This window comes from Flavobacterium pallidum, assembly GCF_003097535.1.
GTDB lineage: Bacteria > Bacteroidota > Bacteroidia > Flavobacteriales > Flavobacteriaceae > Flavobacterium > Flavobacterium pallidum.
In genome coordinates this window covers 3,270,300-3,288,364 of sequence record NZ_CP029187.1, presented here as the reverse complement: position 1 = coordinate 3,288,364, position 18,065 = coordinate 3,270,300, and the positions used below count along the sequence as shown (strand labels likewise).

At 41.8% G+C, this 18,065-nt stretch carries 19 protein-coding genes; 6 read left to right on the top strand and 13 right to left on the bottom strand.

What is annotated here, in order from left to right; translation table 11 throughout:
* Positions 1-25: 25 nt before the first annotated feature.
* The 5 genes from HYN49_RS13940 to HYN49_RS13920 all read right to left on the bottom strand — a co-directional run bounded on the left by HYN49_RS13940 (position 26) and on the right by HYN49_RS13920 (position 4,620).
* A complete protein-coding gene (locus HYN49_RS13940; RefSeq protein ID WP_108904688.1) occupies positions 26-1,162 on the bottom strand; it encodes a pyridoxal phosphate-dependent aminotransferase in 1,137 nt (378 codons plus the stop codon).
* Positions 1,163-1,283: 121 nt separating this feature from the next.
* A complete protein-coding gene (locus tag HYN49_RS13935; protein ID WP_146185121.1) occupies positions 1,284-1,862 on the bottom strand; it encodes a hypothetical protein in 579 nt (192 codons plus the stop codon).
* 107 nt (positions 1,863-1,969) lie between these two features.
* A complete protein-coding gene (locus HYN49_RS13930; RefSeq protein WP_146185120.1) occupies positions 1,970-2,329 on the bottom strand; it encodes a hypothetical protein in 360 nt (119 codons plus the stop codon).
* Between the two features lie 130 nt (positions 2,330-2,459).
* Positions 2,460-3,635, bottom strand: coding sequence for a Swt1 family HEPN domain-containing protein (locus tag HYN49_RS13925; protein WP_146185119.1), 1,176 nt, complete (start codon positions 3,633-3,635; stop codon positions 2,460-2,462).
* 481 nt (positions 3,636-4,116) lie between these two features.
* The gene (locus HYN49_RS13920) at positions 4,117-4,620 is read right to left on the bottom strand and encodes a hypothetical protein (protein ID WP_181368971.1); all 504 of its coding nucleotides are present in this window, start codon (positions 4,618-4,620) and stop codon (positions 4,117-4,119) included.
* 350 nt (positions 4,621-4,970) lie between these two features.
* Here HYN49_RS13920 and kdsB point away from each other — a divergent pair, with 350 nt between their 5' ends.
* A complete protein-coding gene (gene kdsB, locus HYN49_RS13915; RefSeq protein ID WP_108904684.1) occupies positions 4,971-5,696 on the top strand; it encodes a 3-deoxy-manno-octulosonate cytidylyltransferase in 726 nt (241 codons plus the stop codon).
* 78 nt (positions 5,697-5,774) lie between these two features.
* On the opposite strand, the gene HYN49_RS13910 is transcribed toward kdsB, so the two are convergent.
* A complete protein-coding gene (locus tag HYN49_RS13910; RefSeq protein ID WP_108904683.1) occupies positions 5,775-6,437 on the bottom strand; it encodes a spermidine synthase in 663 nt (220 codons plus the stop codon).
* Between the two features lie 59 nt (positions 6,438-6,496).
* Here HYN49_RS13910 and HYN49_RS13905 point away from each other — a divergent pair, with 59 nt between their 5' ends.
* Positions 6,497-7,054 carry a 1-acyl-sn-glycerol-3-phosphate acyltransferase gene (locus HYN49_RS13905; protein WP_108904682.1) on the top strand — a complete coding sequence of 186 codons (558 nt, stop codon included), beginning with the start codon at positions 6,497-6,499 and terminating at the stop codon, positions 7,052-7,054.
* Positions 7,055-7,229: 175 nt separating this feature from the next.
* Here the strand turns inward: HYN49_RS13905 and HYN49_RS13895 are convergent, their stop codons facing one another.
* A complete protein-coding gene (locus HYN49_RS13895; protein ID WP_108904680.1) occupies positions 7,230-7,616 on the bottom strand; it encodes a helix-turn-helix domain-containing protein in 387 nt (128 codons plus the stop codon).
* 281 nt (positions 7,617-7,897) lie between these two features.
* On the opposite strand from HYN49_RS13895, the gene HYN49_RS13890 reads away from it, so the two are divergent.
* The 4 genes from HYN49_RS13890 (at position 7,898) to HYN49_RS13875 (ending at position 12,799) form a co-directional block, all read left to right on the top strand.
* On the top strand, positions 7,898-9,049 hold the full coding sequence (locus HYN49_RS13890; protein WP_108904679.1) for a M14 family metallopeptidase: 1,152 nt from the start codon (positions 7,898-7,900) through the stop codon (positions 9,047-9,049).
* A gap of 56 nt (positions 9,050-9,105) precedes the next feature.
* Positions 9,106-9,585, top strand: coding sequence for an Lrp/AsnC family transcriptional regulator (locus tag HYN49_RS13885; RefSeq protein WP_026705124.1), 480 nt, complete (start codon positions 9,106-9,108; stop codon positions 9,583-9,585).
* Positions 9,586-9,666: 81 nt separating this feature from the next.
* Positions 9,667-12,234 carry a phosphoenolpyruvate carboxylase gene (locus tag HYN49_RS13880; RefSeq protein WP_108904678.1) on the top strand — a complete coding sequence of 856 codons (2,568 nt, stop codon included), beginning with the start codon at positions 9,667-9,669 and terminating at the stop codon, positions 12,232-12,234.
* A gap of 49 nt (positions 12,235-12,283) precedes the next feature.
* Positions 12,284-12,799: a DinB family protein gene (locus HYN49_RS13875; protein ID WP_108904677.1), complete on the top strand. Its 516-nt coding sequence runs from the start codon at positions 12,284-12,286 to the stop codon at positions 12,797-12,799.
* Here HYN49_RS13875 and HYN49_RS13870 read toward each other — a convergent pair.
* The 6 genes from HYN49_RS13870 to HYN49_RS13845 all read right to left on the bottom strand — a co-directional run bounded on the left by HYN49_RS13870 (position 12,780) and on the right by HYN49_RS13845 (position 18,060).
* Positions 12,780-13,268, bottom strand: a complete 489-nt coding sequence (locus HYN49_RS13870) for a DNA-deoxyinosine glycosylase (RefSeq protein WP_108904676.1) — start codon at positions 13,266-13,268, stop codon at positions 12,780-12,782. The genes HYN49_RS13875 and HYN49_RS13870 overlap by 20 nt on opposite strands.
* 52 nt (positions 13,269-13,320) lie before the next feature.
* Positions 13,321-13,734: a DNA primase gene (locus HYN49_RS13865; protein WP_108904675.1), complete on the bottom strand. Its 414-nt coding sequence runs from the start codon at positions 13,732-13,734 to the stop codon at positions 13,321-13,323.
* A gap of 10 nt (positions 13,735-13,744) precedes the next feature.
* On the bottom strand, positions 13,745-14,716 hold the full coding sequence (locus tag HYN49_RS13860; protein WP_108904674.1) for a deoxyhypusine synthase family protein: 972 nt from the start codon (positions 14,714-14,716) through the stop codon (positions 13,745-13,747).
* 109 nt (positions 14,717-14,825) lie between these two features.
* Positions 14,826-16,229, bottom strand: a complete 1,404-nt coding sequence (locus tag HYN49_RS13855; RefSeq protein WP_108904673.1) for a type III PLP-dependent enzyme domain-containing protein — start codon at positions 16,227-16,229, stop codon at positions 14,826-14,828.
* Between the two features lie 277 nt (positions 16,230-16,506).
* Complete coding sequence (gene aroB, locus HYN49_RS13850; RefSeq protein WP_108904672.1) at positions 16,507-17,574, bottom strand: 3-dehydroquinate synthase; 1,068 nt, start codon at positions 17,572-17,574, stop codon at positions 16,507-16,509.
* A 108-nt stretch (positions 17,575-17,682) separates the two neighbouring features.
* Positions 17,683-18,060, bottom strand: coding sequence for a DoxX family protein (locus HYN49_RS13845; RefSeq protein WP_108904671.1), 378 nt, complete (start codon positions 18,058-18,060; stop codon positions 17,683-17,685).
* Positions 18,061-18,065 lie beyond the last annotated feature (5 nt).

Below are 18,065 nucleotides of genomic sequence, written 5' to 3'. Positions count from 1 at the left end.
GTCCGGCGCGTATCGATAGCAGTTTTTATTGCATTGCTTTAATAAACGCCTTCATTTCGTCCATTTTACCTATTGTGATCCTTGTCCATTTGCCCTGCTCTTCATATATTCTTCCACCTTCAATATGGTGGTCTTCTAATTGCCTGAAATAGTCCTTGTGGTATTTTGCGAGTGAAAAATAGATGAAATTTGTGTTAGAAGAAATACACTCGCAATCTAACTTTCTGAGTTCACTGATAGTATATTGCCTTACATTTTCATTCAGCAAGTAGCAATCTGAAACAAATTTGTCATCTTTCAACGAAGCTATAGCAGCAAGTTTTGATAATACACTCACGCTATTGTTGGTATTGGACTGCAAATTTGCCAAATCATCAATTATTGCTTTGTTCCCGATGGCGTAGCCAATCCTTGCTCCGGCCAGCCCATATATTTTGGAAAATGTTTTGGCGATAATAATATTTTTGTGATCATTTACCATATTACTGAGCGATTGCTGTTGAGTAAAGTCCAGATAAGCTTCGTCAATCAATATAATGGTATTTTGAGGAATCCTGGTCACAAATCCTGCCAATGCTTCCCTTTCACAAATGGTTCCTGTTGGATTGTTTGGATTACAGATATAAACCAGTTTTGTATCCTGGTTTACAGTTTCCAGCATCGCTTGCAAATTAATTTTCTTATCGGTTGTAAGCGGTACTTTATTTTTCGTTAAACCTAAATTATCCAATGTAACCGTCCAATAGTCGTAGCTTGGGTCTGCAATGACATAATTTGCACCGGTCACCTTCGGTTCGCGTCCTTTGTCCAGTGATGCATATTTTGCCACCAAATCTAAAATTTCGGTAGAACCGGCTCCTAATAATATGTTTTCGTCTTTAACGCTATTTTTCTTTGCAAGGTCTGCAATCAGTTGTTCCGCAACATCCCAATGGTATCGGTTGCTGATATTCACATTGTCGGCAAATGCCTTTCGTGCTAATGGAGAGGGGCCGTAGGGATTTTCATTTGAGCGTAAAAAAATGAACTCAGCATCAGTCTCAAAACGATCCATTGAATTTTCTGATACGAGGGGAGAGGCAAATGAATTAAAGTTTGCAAGCCCGATACCGGCCATGCCAATTCCGATTTTTTTCAGCCAAAGTCTTCTGCCAGCTTCCATATTTACTTTTTTTTTAAGTAGTCTTTAAAATAATAGTTTGTTACAACAGGTAGTATTAAAATTGACGATGATTCAGGCGGACTGCTTCGACTATTCGCTTGGCTCGCGCCGGAAGAGCCTCCTAATTCATGTTATAAAAACATTGAGGGCCCACTGCGCCACCTCCATACTCCAGAATTAACTTGTCGTTTGCCAGGATATAGGTGCAACTATCATTGTATGCTGCTTTTAATTCTCTGGAGATTGGCCTGTCAAAAACATTAAATGAATACAACCCCATGCCACTGCGTTGAAAACCGATTTTGGCCGGTTCACCACTTTCAATTTTAATGCAATTTGCATTGTCCAATTTGTTTTTGATGGTTTTTAAGGTTTCTCTCGTCCAGCCTAAAGGTTTTATGATACTGTCCATCCGGGGCGTGTAAGCCTCTAAATCCCACTCTGAGAAGACTTCTTTGTATGAATTACCTTCAGTGCCTGTAATTGAAATGCCAAATTTCGCCAGCGTATTGTCATCTTTAAATTCGATTTCCACAAACCGGCCTTTTGGGACTATTTTATTAAAATAACTTTTCAACTCATAGATTTCAACTTTGTTTTCCTCGAAGTTTTCTTTTAAATCCGTTACAGAGTAATCTTTGTCAAACCCACCAAAAGCATTTATAATCGTCACCGCATAGACTACAAAAATTAAGAACACAATTCCTGATATGAGTAAGACTATTTTGGTAATTCGGTTGAACATTTGTTTGGGTAAGTTAGATTAAAGTTGGTAATGATGGTGACTTGTTTACAGTTGTCGTAGCTTCATGGATTGAACCCGCGCCATTGCTGCTCGAATAATTCGCTGTCAATCTCTATACAGGAAAAGCTTTTCCTGAAATCGTCAAACAATAGATTATTGTCGGTCCAATATCCGTAATTGTCTTTGTAAGGCATTTTTAAAACGACTTCCTGATGGCTGTTTAAACCAATTTCCCTTTCAGGAGCTCCATTTTCATCGTCATATTCTACCATCCAGAATTTTACATCGGCAATTTTCCCTTCGAAATCCGGATTGGCAACAGGAAATATTTTCCTCGCGACCTTGCCAAAGAATTGTTCCAGGAATTTTGGCTTAGCATTTTCAGGATGACTTTCGGGGATTTCAAATTTTAGGTATTTCATGAAGTTAAAGTTGGATTTAGCAAATTTAACATTGCAGGTAACGTCCGGCGGCTTCACTTCAGTTGGGCTTTAGAGCAGTTCCAAATGTAGGGACTGGAATTGTGTGAAACCGGGTTATGAGCTGGCTTTGTTAAAATAATGACTTTTTGTCCTCTGATACATCGACTGGCATCCAGGGATACTTATCAGTATCAGTGGTAAAATCTTTTGAAATATAGTTTAAGTTCCCCCAATATTCAACAGGAGTTTGTTCAGTTAATTCTGTTCTAAATAATGTAGATTTTAAGGAGTGGTATTTTTCAACTTTTTCATAGTGGCACCGTACAACTTCTACTAATTTTCCCCTGGCTAAATTGTCCTCCTTAATTAAATCAATTTCATTTGTTACCTCTAATAAAATTTTTTCAAGCTCAGATTTAATTTTTACATAATTGCCTTTTAGAGTGTTTCTACTAATTGTCAAAGTAATTTGCTTTATAATTTTATTGCTCTTTGGTGTAATTGTATATCCATAGGGAATTCTTTCTGTGCAAGAAATAACATATTTTGTTAAATTCGGATAATTTAGTAATAGGTTGTCAGTTTTAAGGTTCAAAGTTCTCACAGTATATCCCAAAAATCCATCCTCCTCACTTAATTTTGGCGGCTCAAAATCAATTAAGAATTTTATAAATTCTTCATTTTTACTTTGTTTATAGTTCAATTGTATTTCCTGATGTTTTAACAAAGTTAACTCTTTGTACCAATCTTCATCAGTATTAGTCGGAACAATATCTGGACAGTCCATAAAGTCTTTAATTGTTTGTTCAATTACTGAAAGAGTGTGATTTGCATTTTGCTTTACCAGTTCAATATCTCCTTTTTTTAAAGGCCTAAAATGAGCTAAAGAGTTTCTCACATTTCCAATCTCATCTAATTTATTTTTTATGATATCCCGTGAACCAGGAAAATACTTTTTGAAATATTTCCAATATGTATCGGATACAATAATTCTGATTAATTCACCACTTGTGAGATGTAATAAAGGGCTGGTGATAACATAGCCTAAATATGCATAATCCTTATCCTGAGAAAGTCGTTTTTTTGCTATGGCGCCTATCGTTGAATTTTCATCATCGTCAGAAGTTACTGATAAATCTTTCCATTTTTCACCATACTCATTCTTTAAGATGATATATACAAACATTCGCAATAAATTTTCAACTCGAAAAAGAATATTCAAGGCTTCAAAATACTCTATTTTTAACCAATGTCCTGGTAATTCATATAAATTATTCTCTATATATTTTGCTTCTTTCCAATTCATTGTTGTCAATTTAGAATTAAGTTTGCTCATTTCCCGCTAATATATAAAAAACAACGTTCCAAACCTACACACGTCCCACAACGCCACTTACCACGTCCAATACTCCATTAACCACGTCCCAAACCCCGTTGATGACGCTATACCACGCCATTATTGGCGTTCAATGCCCCATTAATGGCGTCGGCAACCCCATTGACCACGTTGTATAGCCCCGTTAATGACGTTCAGGACGCCATTCATGGCGTACGACGCCCCGTGAACGGAGCTTTGAACCCCATTCACGGGGCAGGCAATGCCATTCATGGCGGTGGATAACGTGGTAAACGGAGCATTTTACCCCATTCATGGAGTATAGCACCCCGTTAATCCGGCAGGACACGACGTTAATGGGGTATATTACGTAGTCTACGGGGTTATTTGTTTCGGAAAAGGCATAAAAAAACCCGGAAACGGGTTCCGGGCCTGTGACAATAAAGTAAGCCTACTCTTCCGACTTGCCTTCTCCTTCGTTCCTGTTTTTCTTCGACGAGGAAGGCCCGCCGTTGAAGAACTGCGACAACTCCGACACCTTGGTGTTGTAGCCCGCAGCCTGCGTTGCCGCTTTGTACTTCGCATAATCGTAATCAGTCAGCGAGGCCTGGTAATTGTCCCAGTCGTGCAGGATCTTCGCGCCTCCGAGTCCGTCAACGAGGCTTTCAAGGCGCTGGATGGTGACTTGCAGGAACGCACGGGTATCGTGGTCATTGGCAAATTCCGTCCAGTCCACATCGGGGCTGCTCAGCGTGGGCTGGCTGTCACGGTAATCCTTCACCTTGTTGATGATCAGTTTGTTGGTCTCATTGACACTCCCGTACTGCAGGCGCTCGGAAGCGGCAAGGTTCGCCACCTTATTGGCTAAGGCGGCCTCAAGGCTTGTCATCGCCGCGTTCACGGCGGTTTTGTCTGCTGCGGCAAAATGCCGGCTGTCAAAGTTTGTAAAAGGCATAAGTAATGGTTTTAATTGTTAATAAGAATAAAACTATTAAAATGCTTTATTGAGTCGATTTATCGTTAACAAATAATTAGCTAAACGCGCTTAAGTTTATCATTTAGTTAACTATAAAGTGTCTTTTTGCGATTTATTGTTTTTAAAAAAGAACGTTTATTAATAAATACTTTGTAAATGCCTTCCAATTTTATTATTTAGTTGTTTCAACCGCCGAACTTTGCTACTTTGCTACTTTGCTACTTTGCTACTTTGCTACTTTGCTACTTTGCTACTTTGCTACTTTGCTACTTTGCTACTTTGCCACTTTGCCACTTTGCTACTTTTCCACTTTCCCCTATCTTAGCCTCATGAAAATCATCGCCGTCATTCCCGCCCGCTATGCCTCGACGCGTTTTCCTGCCAAACTGATGCAGGACCTCGGAGGCAAGCCTGTTATTTTACGAACTTATGAAGCCGCGCTGCACACCGGGCTGTTCGATGAAGTGTTTGTCGTTACCGATTCGGTCATTATTTATGATGCGGTCGTGACCAGCGGCGGCAAGGCCATTATGAGCATTAAGGAGCACGAATCCGGCAGTGACCGTATCGCCGAGGCGGTCGAAAATATGGATGTAGACGTGGTTGTCAACGTGCAGGGCGATGAGCCTTTCATTGATGCCGAACCTTTGGCGAAACTCATACAGGTTTTTAGGGATGATACAGCCGGGCAGGTCGACCTGGCCTCACTGATGTGCCAGATTACCGATGAAAACGACATCAACAGCCCTAATAACGTGAAAGTAGTGGTGGACCATAACCAGTTTGCATTGTATTTTTCACGTTCCGTCATTCCGTATCCGCGGGAAGTTAATGTGGGTGTGCGCTATTTCAGGCACATCGGGATATATGCCTTCAGGAAACAGGCGCTGCTCGATTTTTACAGCCTTCCGATGCAATCGCTGGAAGCTTCTGAGAAGCTGGAGCAGTTGCGGTACCTTGAATTCGGGAAACGTATCAGGATGGTCGAAACGACACATGCCGGCATTGGCATTGATACGCCCGAAGATCTGGAGAAGGCGAGGGGGATGGTTTAGAGGTGATTATCGGATTTTCAGATTATCGGATTTTCAGAAATCTAACAGTCGGAAAATCTGAGAATCCGAAAATCCATTTCAAACTTTCCTTGCTACAATCAACTCATTGTGTTCTTCCACCCGCGGAATCACTTCAGTATCAAATCCCAGCTGTTGCAGTTCACTGACATAGTCGTCGTTGCGGATATTGTCCTGCTTGCTGAGCAGCATGGTGTTGAACAGCAAAATCCCTTTTGCCCTGAGCAGGAAATGAATCCTTTTTGAAAAGAACGATTCGAAAAGGAAATTCGGCATGGCGGTATCCTGGAAAATGTCGATAATGATCAGGTCGTAGCGGTCTTTGGTCTTCAATACAAATTCAAACGCATCGTCAATCACGATTTCCAGGTTTGGTATGGCATCCAGCCCGAAATATTCATTGGCCAGTGCAATCACCCCTGCGTCAATGTCCACCCCGGTAATCTTTCCCTTAAAACCGATCTCGTCGGTGATGGTTTTAATGACGCTTCCTCCGGCCACACCCAGCACGAGGATGTGTTCCATAGCCTGGATTTCGTCAAAGCCGATCGCCTGGAGCCCTTTCCTGAGGATGCGCTGCAGGCTGCCGTAGGAATAATTGGTGTTTTTGGAATCCATGACCAGCTCTCCGTTGTTCCAGGTGATTTCGAGGTTTTTGCTCCACTCGGATTTCCTGCTGGCAACATTTACGGGAATAATATAACTGAGCAAACGCCTGACCATGTTTTGTATTTTTCTCAAAAATAAACGAATAATCTTATTTTTACCAAAAAAATTAAGGTATGAAACGCCTGATCTACAAAGTCATCTTTTTCCGGCTGATGGGCTGGCGTATCACAGGAATGATGGATCCCGGCATCCGGAAGAGCGTACTGATGATCGTGCCGCACACGTCGTGGATGGATTTCTTTATCGGGTTGTTTGCACGCGGCATTATAGGGCTGGAGATGCACTGGGTGGGGAAAAAGGAGTTGTTCCAATTTCCTCTGAATGGCTATTTCCGATGGATGGGTGGCGCACCACTCGACCGCAGCGGCGGACGCAATACCGTAGATGCCGTTGCAGGGCTTTTTGCGGAACGAAAAGTATTCCGGATGGCTATTGCGCCCGAAGGTACCCGTAAAGCCGTCATTACGCTTAAATCCGGGTTTTATTACATTGCCTTAAAAGCGGATGTCCCCATCATTCCAATCGCTTTTGATTACGGCAGGAAGGAAGTTGCACTCGGCAAGCCGTTTTATCCGACGGGAAATGAAGATGCAGATGTTGCCATTTTGCTCCGGCATTTCGAAGGGGTCACAGGAAAATTTCCTGAGAATGGCTTCGGTTATGAAAAATAATTTTACCCATGCAAAACCAAACCTTTTTTTATTTCGTAAATGGAACTATAAGGTTTTGCGAAAGCACCCTTTTTGCTCCGAAAAAAAGAAATAGTATAGGCGCCTACGCCGAAAAAGATTTTGTGTTTGTTTTATTGGTTTTGAAAACCCTGGCTTCCCAAAAGCCGGGGTTTTCTTATTTATCGCTTTTGGGCCTGTAATCCATGAAACTCCCGTCGCGATACAGTATGATGATCTTGTCGATATCACCGGTTTGGGAAATGGGCAGGGAAGGGGATGGGATTTTTTCCTCAGCCATATTTTTTTCACCGGTTGCTGCAGGGGTATTTTCATCTCCGGAAAGGAATGCCCCGGAACCCTTCAGGAGCCAGTATAAATTTACGTCGGGAAATTCTTCGCCCAGTTTTAAAATGAAATCCAGGCTCGGCTTATTCCTTCCTGAAAGCAGGTGTGAAATCCCGGATCGCTGCACCCCGATCTTATCTGCAAAAGAAGACGCGCTTAACTCATAATGCTTCATGAGCAGTTCCAGCCTTTTGATAAAATCGTCGGTATTGAGCATTGTAAAAATATTGATGTTACAAATGTAAATAAAAGCATCATACCATTGAAAATTACAATTGTAAATTATTTGAAACAGGAAAATACTACTGTATTTTAAGTTTATATAGAATCAATTAAAATATTGATTTTTAAATTATTATATGTACGCATGTAAATGTGTTGTTTTTTGTAAGGCCTTATGTGTTTATATTGTTTACAATAATAAACTTTTCAAAGTTTACGGTTAATTTACAATTGTAAAACCAAAGATGTTTACATTTACCAAAGCAAAAAAAGAATATGGATTACGAAAAAATATTTGCGGATTCAAAGCAGGAGAAACTACACGGGCGGTATATCTGTAACGACCATATTGAACCGATTCTGGAAACTTTATCTGCTTCCGGAAGCGTTGAAATTTTAGGACAATCAGTATCTGAAAAAAATATTTATGGCTACAGGATTGGTCATGGAAAAACAAAAATCCTGGCCTGGTCGCAAATGCACGGCAATGAAAGTACGTGTACAAAAGCGCTGTTTGATTTCTTTAATTTCCTATCTGAAAAGTCGGCGATGCAGCAAAAAATACTTTCAGAATATACCTTTCAGTTTATCCCGATATTAAATCCCGATGGCGCGGAAGCTTATACCCGTGTAAATGCAAATGACGTTGATTTGAACCGTGATGCTCAGGATCAGTCACAGCCTGAAAGCGTCATTTTGCGCAAGGTTTACGATACTTTCCGTCCTGATTATTGTTATAATATGCACGACCAGCGTACGATTTTTGGTGTTGCAGATACCGGTAAACCCGCTACGGTGTCCTTTCTTGCGCCATCGTTCAATGCGGCACGCGACCATAACGAGGTGCGGTTGAAGGCGATAAAAGTCATCAATGCAATGGATAAAACCCTGCAGGAATTCATTCCCGGGCAGGTAGGGCGTTTTGATGATGGCTTTAATATCAATTGTGTAGGAGATACTTTTCAATTCCTGGGCACGCCTACCATTCTTTTTGAGGCTGGGCACTTTCAGGGCGATTATGAGCGCGAAATCACAAGGAAGTATGTCTTTTTTGCATTATTGTCAGGATTGAAGTCAATTCACGAAAACGTTATAGTTAATAACGAAATTGATTATTACCTGATTATTCCGCAAAATAATCCAAATTTTTTCGATTTTGTTTATAAAAACATCAAAATAAATTATGATAGTTCAGATATAATCACCAATTTTGCGGCACAATATAAAGAAGAATTAGTAGATAAAACCATTAATTTTAACGCTTTTGTTGTGAAAATTGGCAATTTGGATGATTTTTTCGGTCATTCAGAATTTGATGGAGGCGGTGCAAAATATTCCGATATTCACGGACATTTGCCGCAGCTGGATCAGAAGGCAGATTTTTTCCTCGACGGTGTTGGTTTTGTAAATGGAAGTTCCTTAAAATAGAGGCTTGCTGATTTTCTTTTGTTGTCAACCAATATAAACATTAAACAAGCAACAAAATGAGTAAATTTCGCTTAGATGAGGTAGATCACCAGATACTGGACATGCTGATCGACAATACAAGGGTTCCTTTTACGGATATCGCAAAGAAACTACTGATCTCTGCCGGAACGGTGCATGTCAGGGTTAAAAAGATGGAAGATGCCGGCATTATCATGGGGTCTTCATTGACACTGGATTATGAGAAATTAGGGTATTCATTCATCGCTTATGTGGGTGTGTTTTTGAACAATACATCACAAACCAAATTCGTTTTGGAGCGTATCAATGATATTCCTTTCGTAACTGTGGCACACGTAACCACTGGAAAATTCAATATTTTCTGTAAGATCAGGGCTAAAGACACGAAGCACGCTAAAGATGTCATCTTCATGATTGACGATATCGAGGGGGTTTACAGGACCGAAACCATGATTTCACTTGAAGAAAGCATCAACGATAAAAAACGCCTGATGCATACGATTTTCAAAAATATGTAATGATCTTCCATATAAAATATTTGAACCCCGGGCAGTAACCACGGGGTTTTTTTTATTATCTTAAACCAAAATTTGCCAGCCATGTATACGCCTCCGAAAATCGAACGTTTCAACGAAAATGTCCTTTCGAAATACCATATTTACAATAGTGTTTTTATTACGCTTCCCTTTGATGCGATTGATAATACGGGCGTATTGTTGCCTTTATTTGCTGAAATCTGCGAGAATGGTTTTAAGCAGGAATTGAATCCGAAACAGATTGTGGAGCAATTCTTCCAAAAGTTCCTTGAACAGAAAAGCGAAAAAGAGCAAATCGACCTGATGTTTCGTTTTATCCAGTACATCGAACGGCAGATCGTGCTTTTCGATGCCATTGAAGATGCAGCTTTTCCGATCGTAAATAATATGGAAGGGCGTGGCTCGCTGCGGGATATCAATGAAAAGGCAGAAGCTAAGGACAAACTCGGTGAATTGAAGGATTTCCTGAAGACTTTCAATGTGCGGGCAGTATTGACGGCGCATCCGACGCAGTTTTACCCGGGTCCGGTGTTGGGGATCATTACAGATTTGACGCAGGCCATCCGTGAGAATGACCTGATCCGCATCAAGCAATTGCTATCCCAGCTTGGGAAAACGCCTTTCATTAAAAAGGAAAAGCCAACGCCTTATGATGAAGCGGTAAGCCTGGTCTGGTACCTTGAAAATGTGTTCTATTACACTGCCGGCGAAATGGTCGAATACATCCATAAGAACATTTTTAAGCATGATGAAAATGACAATCCGATAATCAATTTCGGATTCTGGCCGGGTGGTGACCGTGATGGAAATCCATATGTAACGACTGATATTACACTGAAGGTAGCGAACCGTTTGCGGACATCGCTTTTCAGGTGCTATTACAATGAGATAAGAAGTTTAAAAAGGAAGCTAACGTTCTATGAAGTAGATGTTTTAATTACTGAAATTGAACTAAAACTTTATGATTCCATTTATTGTACCGACGATACGGTTTTCATCACTTTGGAGGCATTTAAACAAAAACTGAATGCCATTAAATACATCATTATCGACAAACACCAATCGCTGTATCTTGATGACCTGGAACTGCTGATTTGCCGTGTGAACCTGTTCGGGTTTCATTTTGCATCGCTCGATATCCGCCAGAACAGCAAGATTCACGATGCGGTTTTTGACGACATTTCAAAGCAGGGTGAATACCTTGATGTCGGTTACGCTTCCGCAGATGACACTCAGAAAATAGCATGGCTGAAGGGCATCAAATCCGGCGCAGACCCTGAGCAATATAAAGACATCACAAAATCTACACTGGAATCGGTTTATGCCATGAAAACCATTCAACAGCGCAATGGCGAGAAAGGCAGCAACCGTTATATCATCAGCAACAACGAAAGCGCTCTTGACGTGATGCAGGCGTTTTCACTTTTCCGTTTGTGTGGCTGGGAAAATCCATCGGTTGATATCGTGCCGTTGTTTGAGGTGATCGAAGACCTGCGCAACGCAAGATCCGTGATGGAACAATTATACACCAACGAAACGTATTCACGGCATCTGCGGCAGCGCAACAACACCCAGACTGTGATGCTTGGCTTTTCTGACGGGACCAAAGACGGCGGCTACCTGATGGCGAATTGGAGCATTTATAAAGCCAAAGAAGCAATAACTGAAGTGTCGAGGCAATACGGGATCAAAGTGATTTTTTTTGACGGACGCGGCGGGCCACCGGCACGAGGGGGGGGAAAGACGCACAAATTTTACGCATCGCTCGGTCCTGAAATTGAAAACAGGGAAATCCAGATTACGATCCAGGGACAGACCATCAGCTCTAATTTCGGGATTGCGGACTCGTGCCGCTATAACCTCGAAAACCTGCTGACGGCTGGTGTCACGAACAAAATTTTCAACAAAGATGAAAACCTGCTTTCTGAATCCGATAAAAATATACTCGACGAATTGTCGGAAATTGGTTTCGAAAAATATTCGGAATTTAAAAAACATCCCAAATTCATCCCGTACCTTGAGCAGGTGAGCACGTTAAAGTATTTCGCAAAAGCCAATATCGGCAGCCGCCCGGCGAAAAGAGGCAAGTCGGAGCAACTGGATTTTTCAGCATTGCGCGCCATTCCTTTTGTTGGTTCGTGGAGCCAGTTAAAGCAAAATGTTCCGGGATTTTTTGGTGTGGGCACCGCTTTGAAGCATTTCGAAACCGTTGGGAAATGGAATCAGGTACAGCAGCTTTACGACAATTCCTTGTTTGTGAAAACGCTGTTGGAAAACAGCATGATGTCGCTCGCGAAAAGTTTTTTTCCGCTGACGGCTTATATGAAGGACGATGCGGAGTTTGGTGATTTCTGGACAATTATTTACGAGGAATTTTTGCTTACCAAAGACATGCTGCTTAAAATTGCCGGGCACAGCCAATTGATGGAAAATTATCCCGACGGCAAAGCGTCGATTGAAACCCGCGAATTGATTGTAAGGCCATTGCTTACGATACAACAATATGCTTTGCTGCGGATTAAGGAACTGCAATCGGAAAGCCAGCCTGATGAAACCTTGCTTTCAGTGTATGAAAAAATGGTCACACGATCGCTATTCGGCAATACCAACGCGAGCAGGAACTCGGCTTAATGAATTATGAATTACGAATTATGAATTTCAAATTTCAAACCAGATATGTATGAGGTCATCCACTTTACCCGTAAACGAATATGCTTCGTATTATACGACTTACATCAATGCGCTTGATGACGTCCACCTTACAGAGGAACTGGAAATCAGCCTGCATGATTTTATCCGCTTTGTACAGGACATCCCAATGGATAAATTCGATTATCGGTATGCGGAAGGAAAATGGACCATCAAGGATATTATCCTGCATTTAACAGATGCAGAACGTGTTTTCAGCTACCGTGCGCTACGTTTTGCACGACAGGATAAAACACCACTGCCGGGTTTTGAGGAAAACAGTTATGTAGATGCTGCGCATGCCGGAGATCGTTCGATACAGGACCTGCTGAGTGAATTGTCGGTGGTGCGCCATGCTACGCTGGCCCTTTTTAAGAGTTTTTCTGAAAATCAGCTTAAAAGTATGGGGACCGCTTCAGAAGTGGAAGTTTCAGTGCGTGCCATTGGATTTATTATTATAGGGCATATGAAACACCACCAAAGGATCTTTAAAGAGCGGTATTTGTAAGCGTTTCAGACCAGATTTCAAATTTCTTATCAAAAGACATTGTATTGGCGGGGCTTGTTGACGGCATGACATGAAATCGTATGCCGTCGATGGTACCGATATGTTTCATGAAATATTTATGACTTTCCTTACCGTTGAATAATAAGTGCCTGATGTTTGGGAATGCCGCAAACAAGCTTACAAAATCATTCACCTGGTGGTTTCGGATGTTGGTATCGAGGCTGCCCTCACGTTCACAATGCTGTAAAACATCCCATACGCCTATATTATTTTGCTGAAGCAATTTTATCCTTTCCCCAAAGAGGTCAGGTACTGGTAATTGGTTGAAATACGTAAAAAATATACGCCAGAAATGATTTTGCTTATAGGCATAATATTCCTGCTTCGCCAGGGATGTCGCGCCGGGCATGGTGCCCAAAATCAGGACTTTAGTGGATTTATTGATGAAAGGAGGGAAGGATGAGATCATAATTGATATTTCGTAAATTCATAATTAAAAAAGGAGCCTCAGCTCCTTTTTATTAATCTTCTTCGTCTTCGTCATCCTCATCAGGAATATCTTCCCTGTCGCTATCGTCATCGTCGTCATCATCGGGATCTAAATCGGGTTTGTCCAGGTTTTCGTCTTCGTCATCATCATCTGAAGCCGCTTCGTCTTCGTCATCAATGTCAATGCCTTTAATGGTGTCGATTGGTTCCACTACATCGTCAATATCATCTTCATCAAAATTTTCAAGCCTGGTGGCGAGTTTGGTACTGACTTTCACCAGGTAAATAGTATCTTCAGTCCTCACTTCAACTGCTTCAATTAATTCGCCTTTCGCATTCTTGAATCGAATGATATGCGAATCATCATATCCGTCAGGGAATTTTTCCACTAACAGGTTTAAAATTTCGTTGGTTAATTTGGCGTAATCAACAATTACTCTTTTCATAGTTTGTTTGTTATAAATCTAGTAGGTAAGCAAAAATTAACGGAGCGACAATCGTAGCATCCGATTCAATAATAAATTTAGGGGTAGTAATGTCCAGTTTTCCCCAGGTGATCTTCTCATTCGGGACGGCACCGGAATAAGAACCGTAACTGGTGGTCGAATCTGAAATCTGGCAGAAATAACTCCAGAAAGGGACATCATGCATCTCCATGTCCTGGTACAGCATCGGCACCACGCAAATCGGGAAATCCCCGGCAATTCCTCCTCCGATCTGGAAGAAGCCCACACCGTTCTTGCTGTTGTCCGTGTACCATTGTGCAAGGTAAGTCATGTATTCGATCCCAGATTTCATCGTCGATGCCTTCAATTCCCCTTTGATGACATAAGACGCGAAAATATTACCCATAGTACTGTCTTCCCAACCCGGCACGATGATCGGCAGGTTCTTTTCTGCAGCAGCGTACATCCAGCTGTCCTTCAGGTCGATTTCATAATATTCTTCAAGGACTCCGGAAAGCAGCATTTTGTACATAAATTCATGCGGAAAATACCTTTCCCCATTATCATCAGCATCTTTCCAGATTTTATGGATGTGCTTTTGAAGCCTCCTGAACGCTTCGTGCTCAGGGATGCAGGTATCTGTCACACGGTTTAGCCCGCGCTCCAGCAAATCCCACTCTTCTTGTGGTGTCAGGTCCCTGTAATGCGGAACCCTTTCGTAATGCGAATGTGCCACGAGGTTCATGATATCTTCCTCGAGGTTGGCTCCGGTACAGGAAATGATCTGTACTTTGTCCTTACGGATAATTTCTGCGAAACTCTTTCCCAATTCGGCGGTACTCATCGCACCGGCAAGCGTCACCATCATTTTTGCGCCGTCCGCCAGTTGCTTTTCATATCCCTTTGCTGCATCCACCAAAGCTGCGGCGTTGAAGTGCAGGTAGTGTTTTTCGATAAACTGGCTGATTGGTCCTTTGCTCATTATATTGTATTTGTTTTAGTTAGATCGCAGTCCTGCAATCCTGTTTGTAATATACTTATACCTTCAAAGAAAATATTTTTTTCTTAAACCTGCAAACCGATAGCGTTAACTATTTCTTATTATATCCTAAAATGTCAAGCACATCTTCGGCGGTTTGCTGTTCTGAAAAAATTTCGCTGGCGACAATGCCGTTGGCATCCCGGTCAATGAGAATGTGCCTTGGCTGCGGAATCAGGCAGTGGTGCAATCCGCCATAACCACCGATGGTTTCCTGGTATGCTCCCGTGTTGAAAAAGCCAATGTATAAGGGCTTTTCCTTGTTGTATTTCGGAAGGTAAATGGCGTTCATGTTCTGCTCCGAGTTGTAATAATCGTCGCTGTCGCAGGTCATTCCGCCTAAAAGGACGCGTTCATAAGTGTCATTCCAGCGGTTGATAGCCAGCATGATAAAGCGTTTGTTGATGGCCCAGGTATCCGGCAATGTCGTGATGAATGAGGAATCGATCATATTCCATTGCTCCCTGTCGTTTTGTTGTTTTTGGTATAACACCTGGTAAATCGCACCGGCACTTTCGCCCACGGTGAATGAACCGAATTCGGTAAAGATATGCGGTACTTCTACCTCTTCCTCATCACAGGCAATCTTGATCTGATTCAGGATTTCGTCAATCATGTATTGGTAATCGTATTCGAAAGCCAATGAATTTTTGATAGGGAATCCGCCGCCAATGTTCAGGCTGTCCAGTGTGGGGCACTCGCGTTTCAGGGCGATGTATACTTTAATACATTTTACCAATTCGTTCCAGTAATACGCGGTATCATTGATTCCGGTATTGATGAAAAAGTGCAGCATTTTGAGTTCCAGGTTTGGGTTTTCCTGGATTTGCTTGCGGTAAAAAGCGACAATATTCTTGTATCCGATCCCCAATCGCGAAGTATAAAATTCGAATTTAGGTTCCTCTTCAGCAGCAATACGGATTCCGATCTTGAACTTTCCTTTGATATCGGCCTGAAGCAGGTCAAGCTCTTCGTAATTATCAATAATCGGAATGCAGTTTTTGTGCCCGTTGTTGATGATACGTGTAATGTTTTCAATGTATTGGTCGCGTTTGAAACCGTTGCAGATGATAAAAGTGCTTTTGTTGATTTTTCCGCTTTCAAGCAGTTTTTCTACAATGTTAATATCAAAAGCAGACGAAGTTTCAATATGGATGTTGTTCTTGAACGCCTCGTTCATCACATATTCGAAGTGTGAGCTCTTGGTACAATAGCAATAGTAATACTTTGCATCGTATTTGTTTTTTTCCATCGCATTACGGAACCAGTTCTTGGCCCGTTTGATGTTGTTGGAAATCTGCGGGAGGTAGGTAAATTTCAATGGTGTCCCATATTGTTCCACGAGTTTCATCAGGTCTATGTTGTGGAACTGCAGTTGATTGTCTTTGCTCAGCGTAAATTCATCCTGCGGGAAATAATAAGTTTGGTTGATGAGGTCGAAATATTTTGTATTCATTTATTTATCAAGAATTTAGGTTAAAAAATTACTGCTAATTTTCACCTGCAATTCAAACCCGTATGTTCGCGTAAATAATCTGAAGTTTTTCCTGAAGATACTGGAACACGTCAAAAAACAAAGCACTTTTTGCATCAACCGGTGATTTCGGCCTGAAAACACAGGCGACATTCACTGTTTGGGCGGTAAAGCCATTACTGTTTGTTTGTCGTTTATTCATCAGCGCAAATGTAAAAAATAAAATTTCCCAAATGCAACCGTTTTAATTAAAAAAATATTAAGATTTATAGTCTGCAAAAGCTTTTATAATCAATTCATTATCAGCTTCCTGATCGATTTTTGCGTTCCCGATTCCGGCAAGCAGTGCAAATTGTACTTTGCCGAATTCATTTTTCTTATCATGGATCAGCAATTTCACTACGGCATCTATGTCAGTTTCAGAAAATGGAATGATGCCGTATAGGCCCAGGATCATTGATTTTATTTCCGCATATTCCGATTCGGAAATGTATTTTTTCTGCCACGAAATATAGGATTCCAATACCATTCCCACAGCGATCGCTTCGCCGTGAAGCAAAGTATTTTTATCGTCACTTTCCAAAAAATGGCTTTCGATGGCGTGGCCTAAAGTATGCCCGAAATTCAATGCTTTTCGGATGCCTTTTTCGGTCGGGTCCTGTGTTACGATGTTGTTTTTGATTTCTACGGAAGTGTAAATCAGTTCGTCGAAGTCTGCAAAATCAATGGCTTCCAAATTTAGGAATTTCTGCCAGTAGGATTTGTCTGCGATGAGTCCGTGTTTGAGCATTTCTGCCAATCCCGAGCGCATTTCCATCTGCGGAAGCGAAGAAAGAAATCCAGTGTCGAATATTATCATTTTAGGTGTGCTGATGATACCCACCTGGTTTTTGAGGTTCCCCAGATCGATGCCATTTTTGCCTCCAACTGCCGCGTCGACCATCGCCAGTAAGGTGGTCGGTACATGTATGAAATCGATGCCGCGCTTGAAGGTTGCCGCGACGAATCCGCCCAGGTCAGTCACCACGCCACCGCCAACGTTGATGATGATGCTTTTCCTGTCCGCGCCCAGGTCTGTGAGCGCATGCCATACACCGGTGCAGGTTTCAATATTTTTGTGGATTTCGCCCGGTTCGATTTCGATGATTTCAATCGCGGTTTCCGTTGCCAGCTGTGAGAGGAAAAGGGGCACGCAAAATTCATTCGCATTGGTATCTGTAAGGATGAAGATTTTCGAATAGGTATTTCCGGCAAGGAACTGATTTAGCGCCTCGTAACCGTCATTTGCGAAAAAGATATCGTAGCCATTGGCATGTATGGGTTGCATGGTATGGAATTTGAAGTGCCAAAATAAGCGAAAAAATACAGATTCAGGGCAAAACCGGGACATAAAAAAAGCGGAACATCATTCCGCTTCTCTTAAAATATGATTCGATTACGCTACCAAAGGCTTATATTTTGCCCTGTTTTCATAAATGATCCACAACAGTATCGCGAATAAGACGCCTGCAATCGGGAATCCGTCCATACTGGTAACGGTATTTACGAGCATGATCCCGACCATGACCGGAAAAATAATCAGTGCACCCAAAGCGCGTGTTTTCGGGAAAATGATCAATAACCCGCCAAGGATTTCAGCCATGCCCACGAGCGGCATCAGCCATTTGATTTGCATGAAAGCGCCCATTTCCTTCATCAGATCTGCCGGCATGTCTTTGGGCATCGGCATGTAATTGAAGAATTTGTTAAGTCCGGCATTGATGAACATCAGGCCGAAAAGCAGCGAGAGAACGAACAGAATTTTACTTTTCATATAGA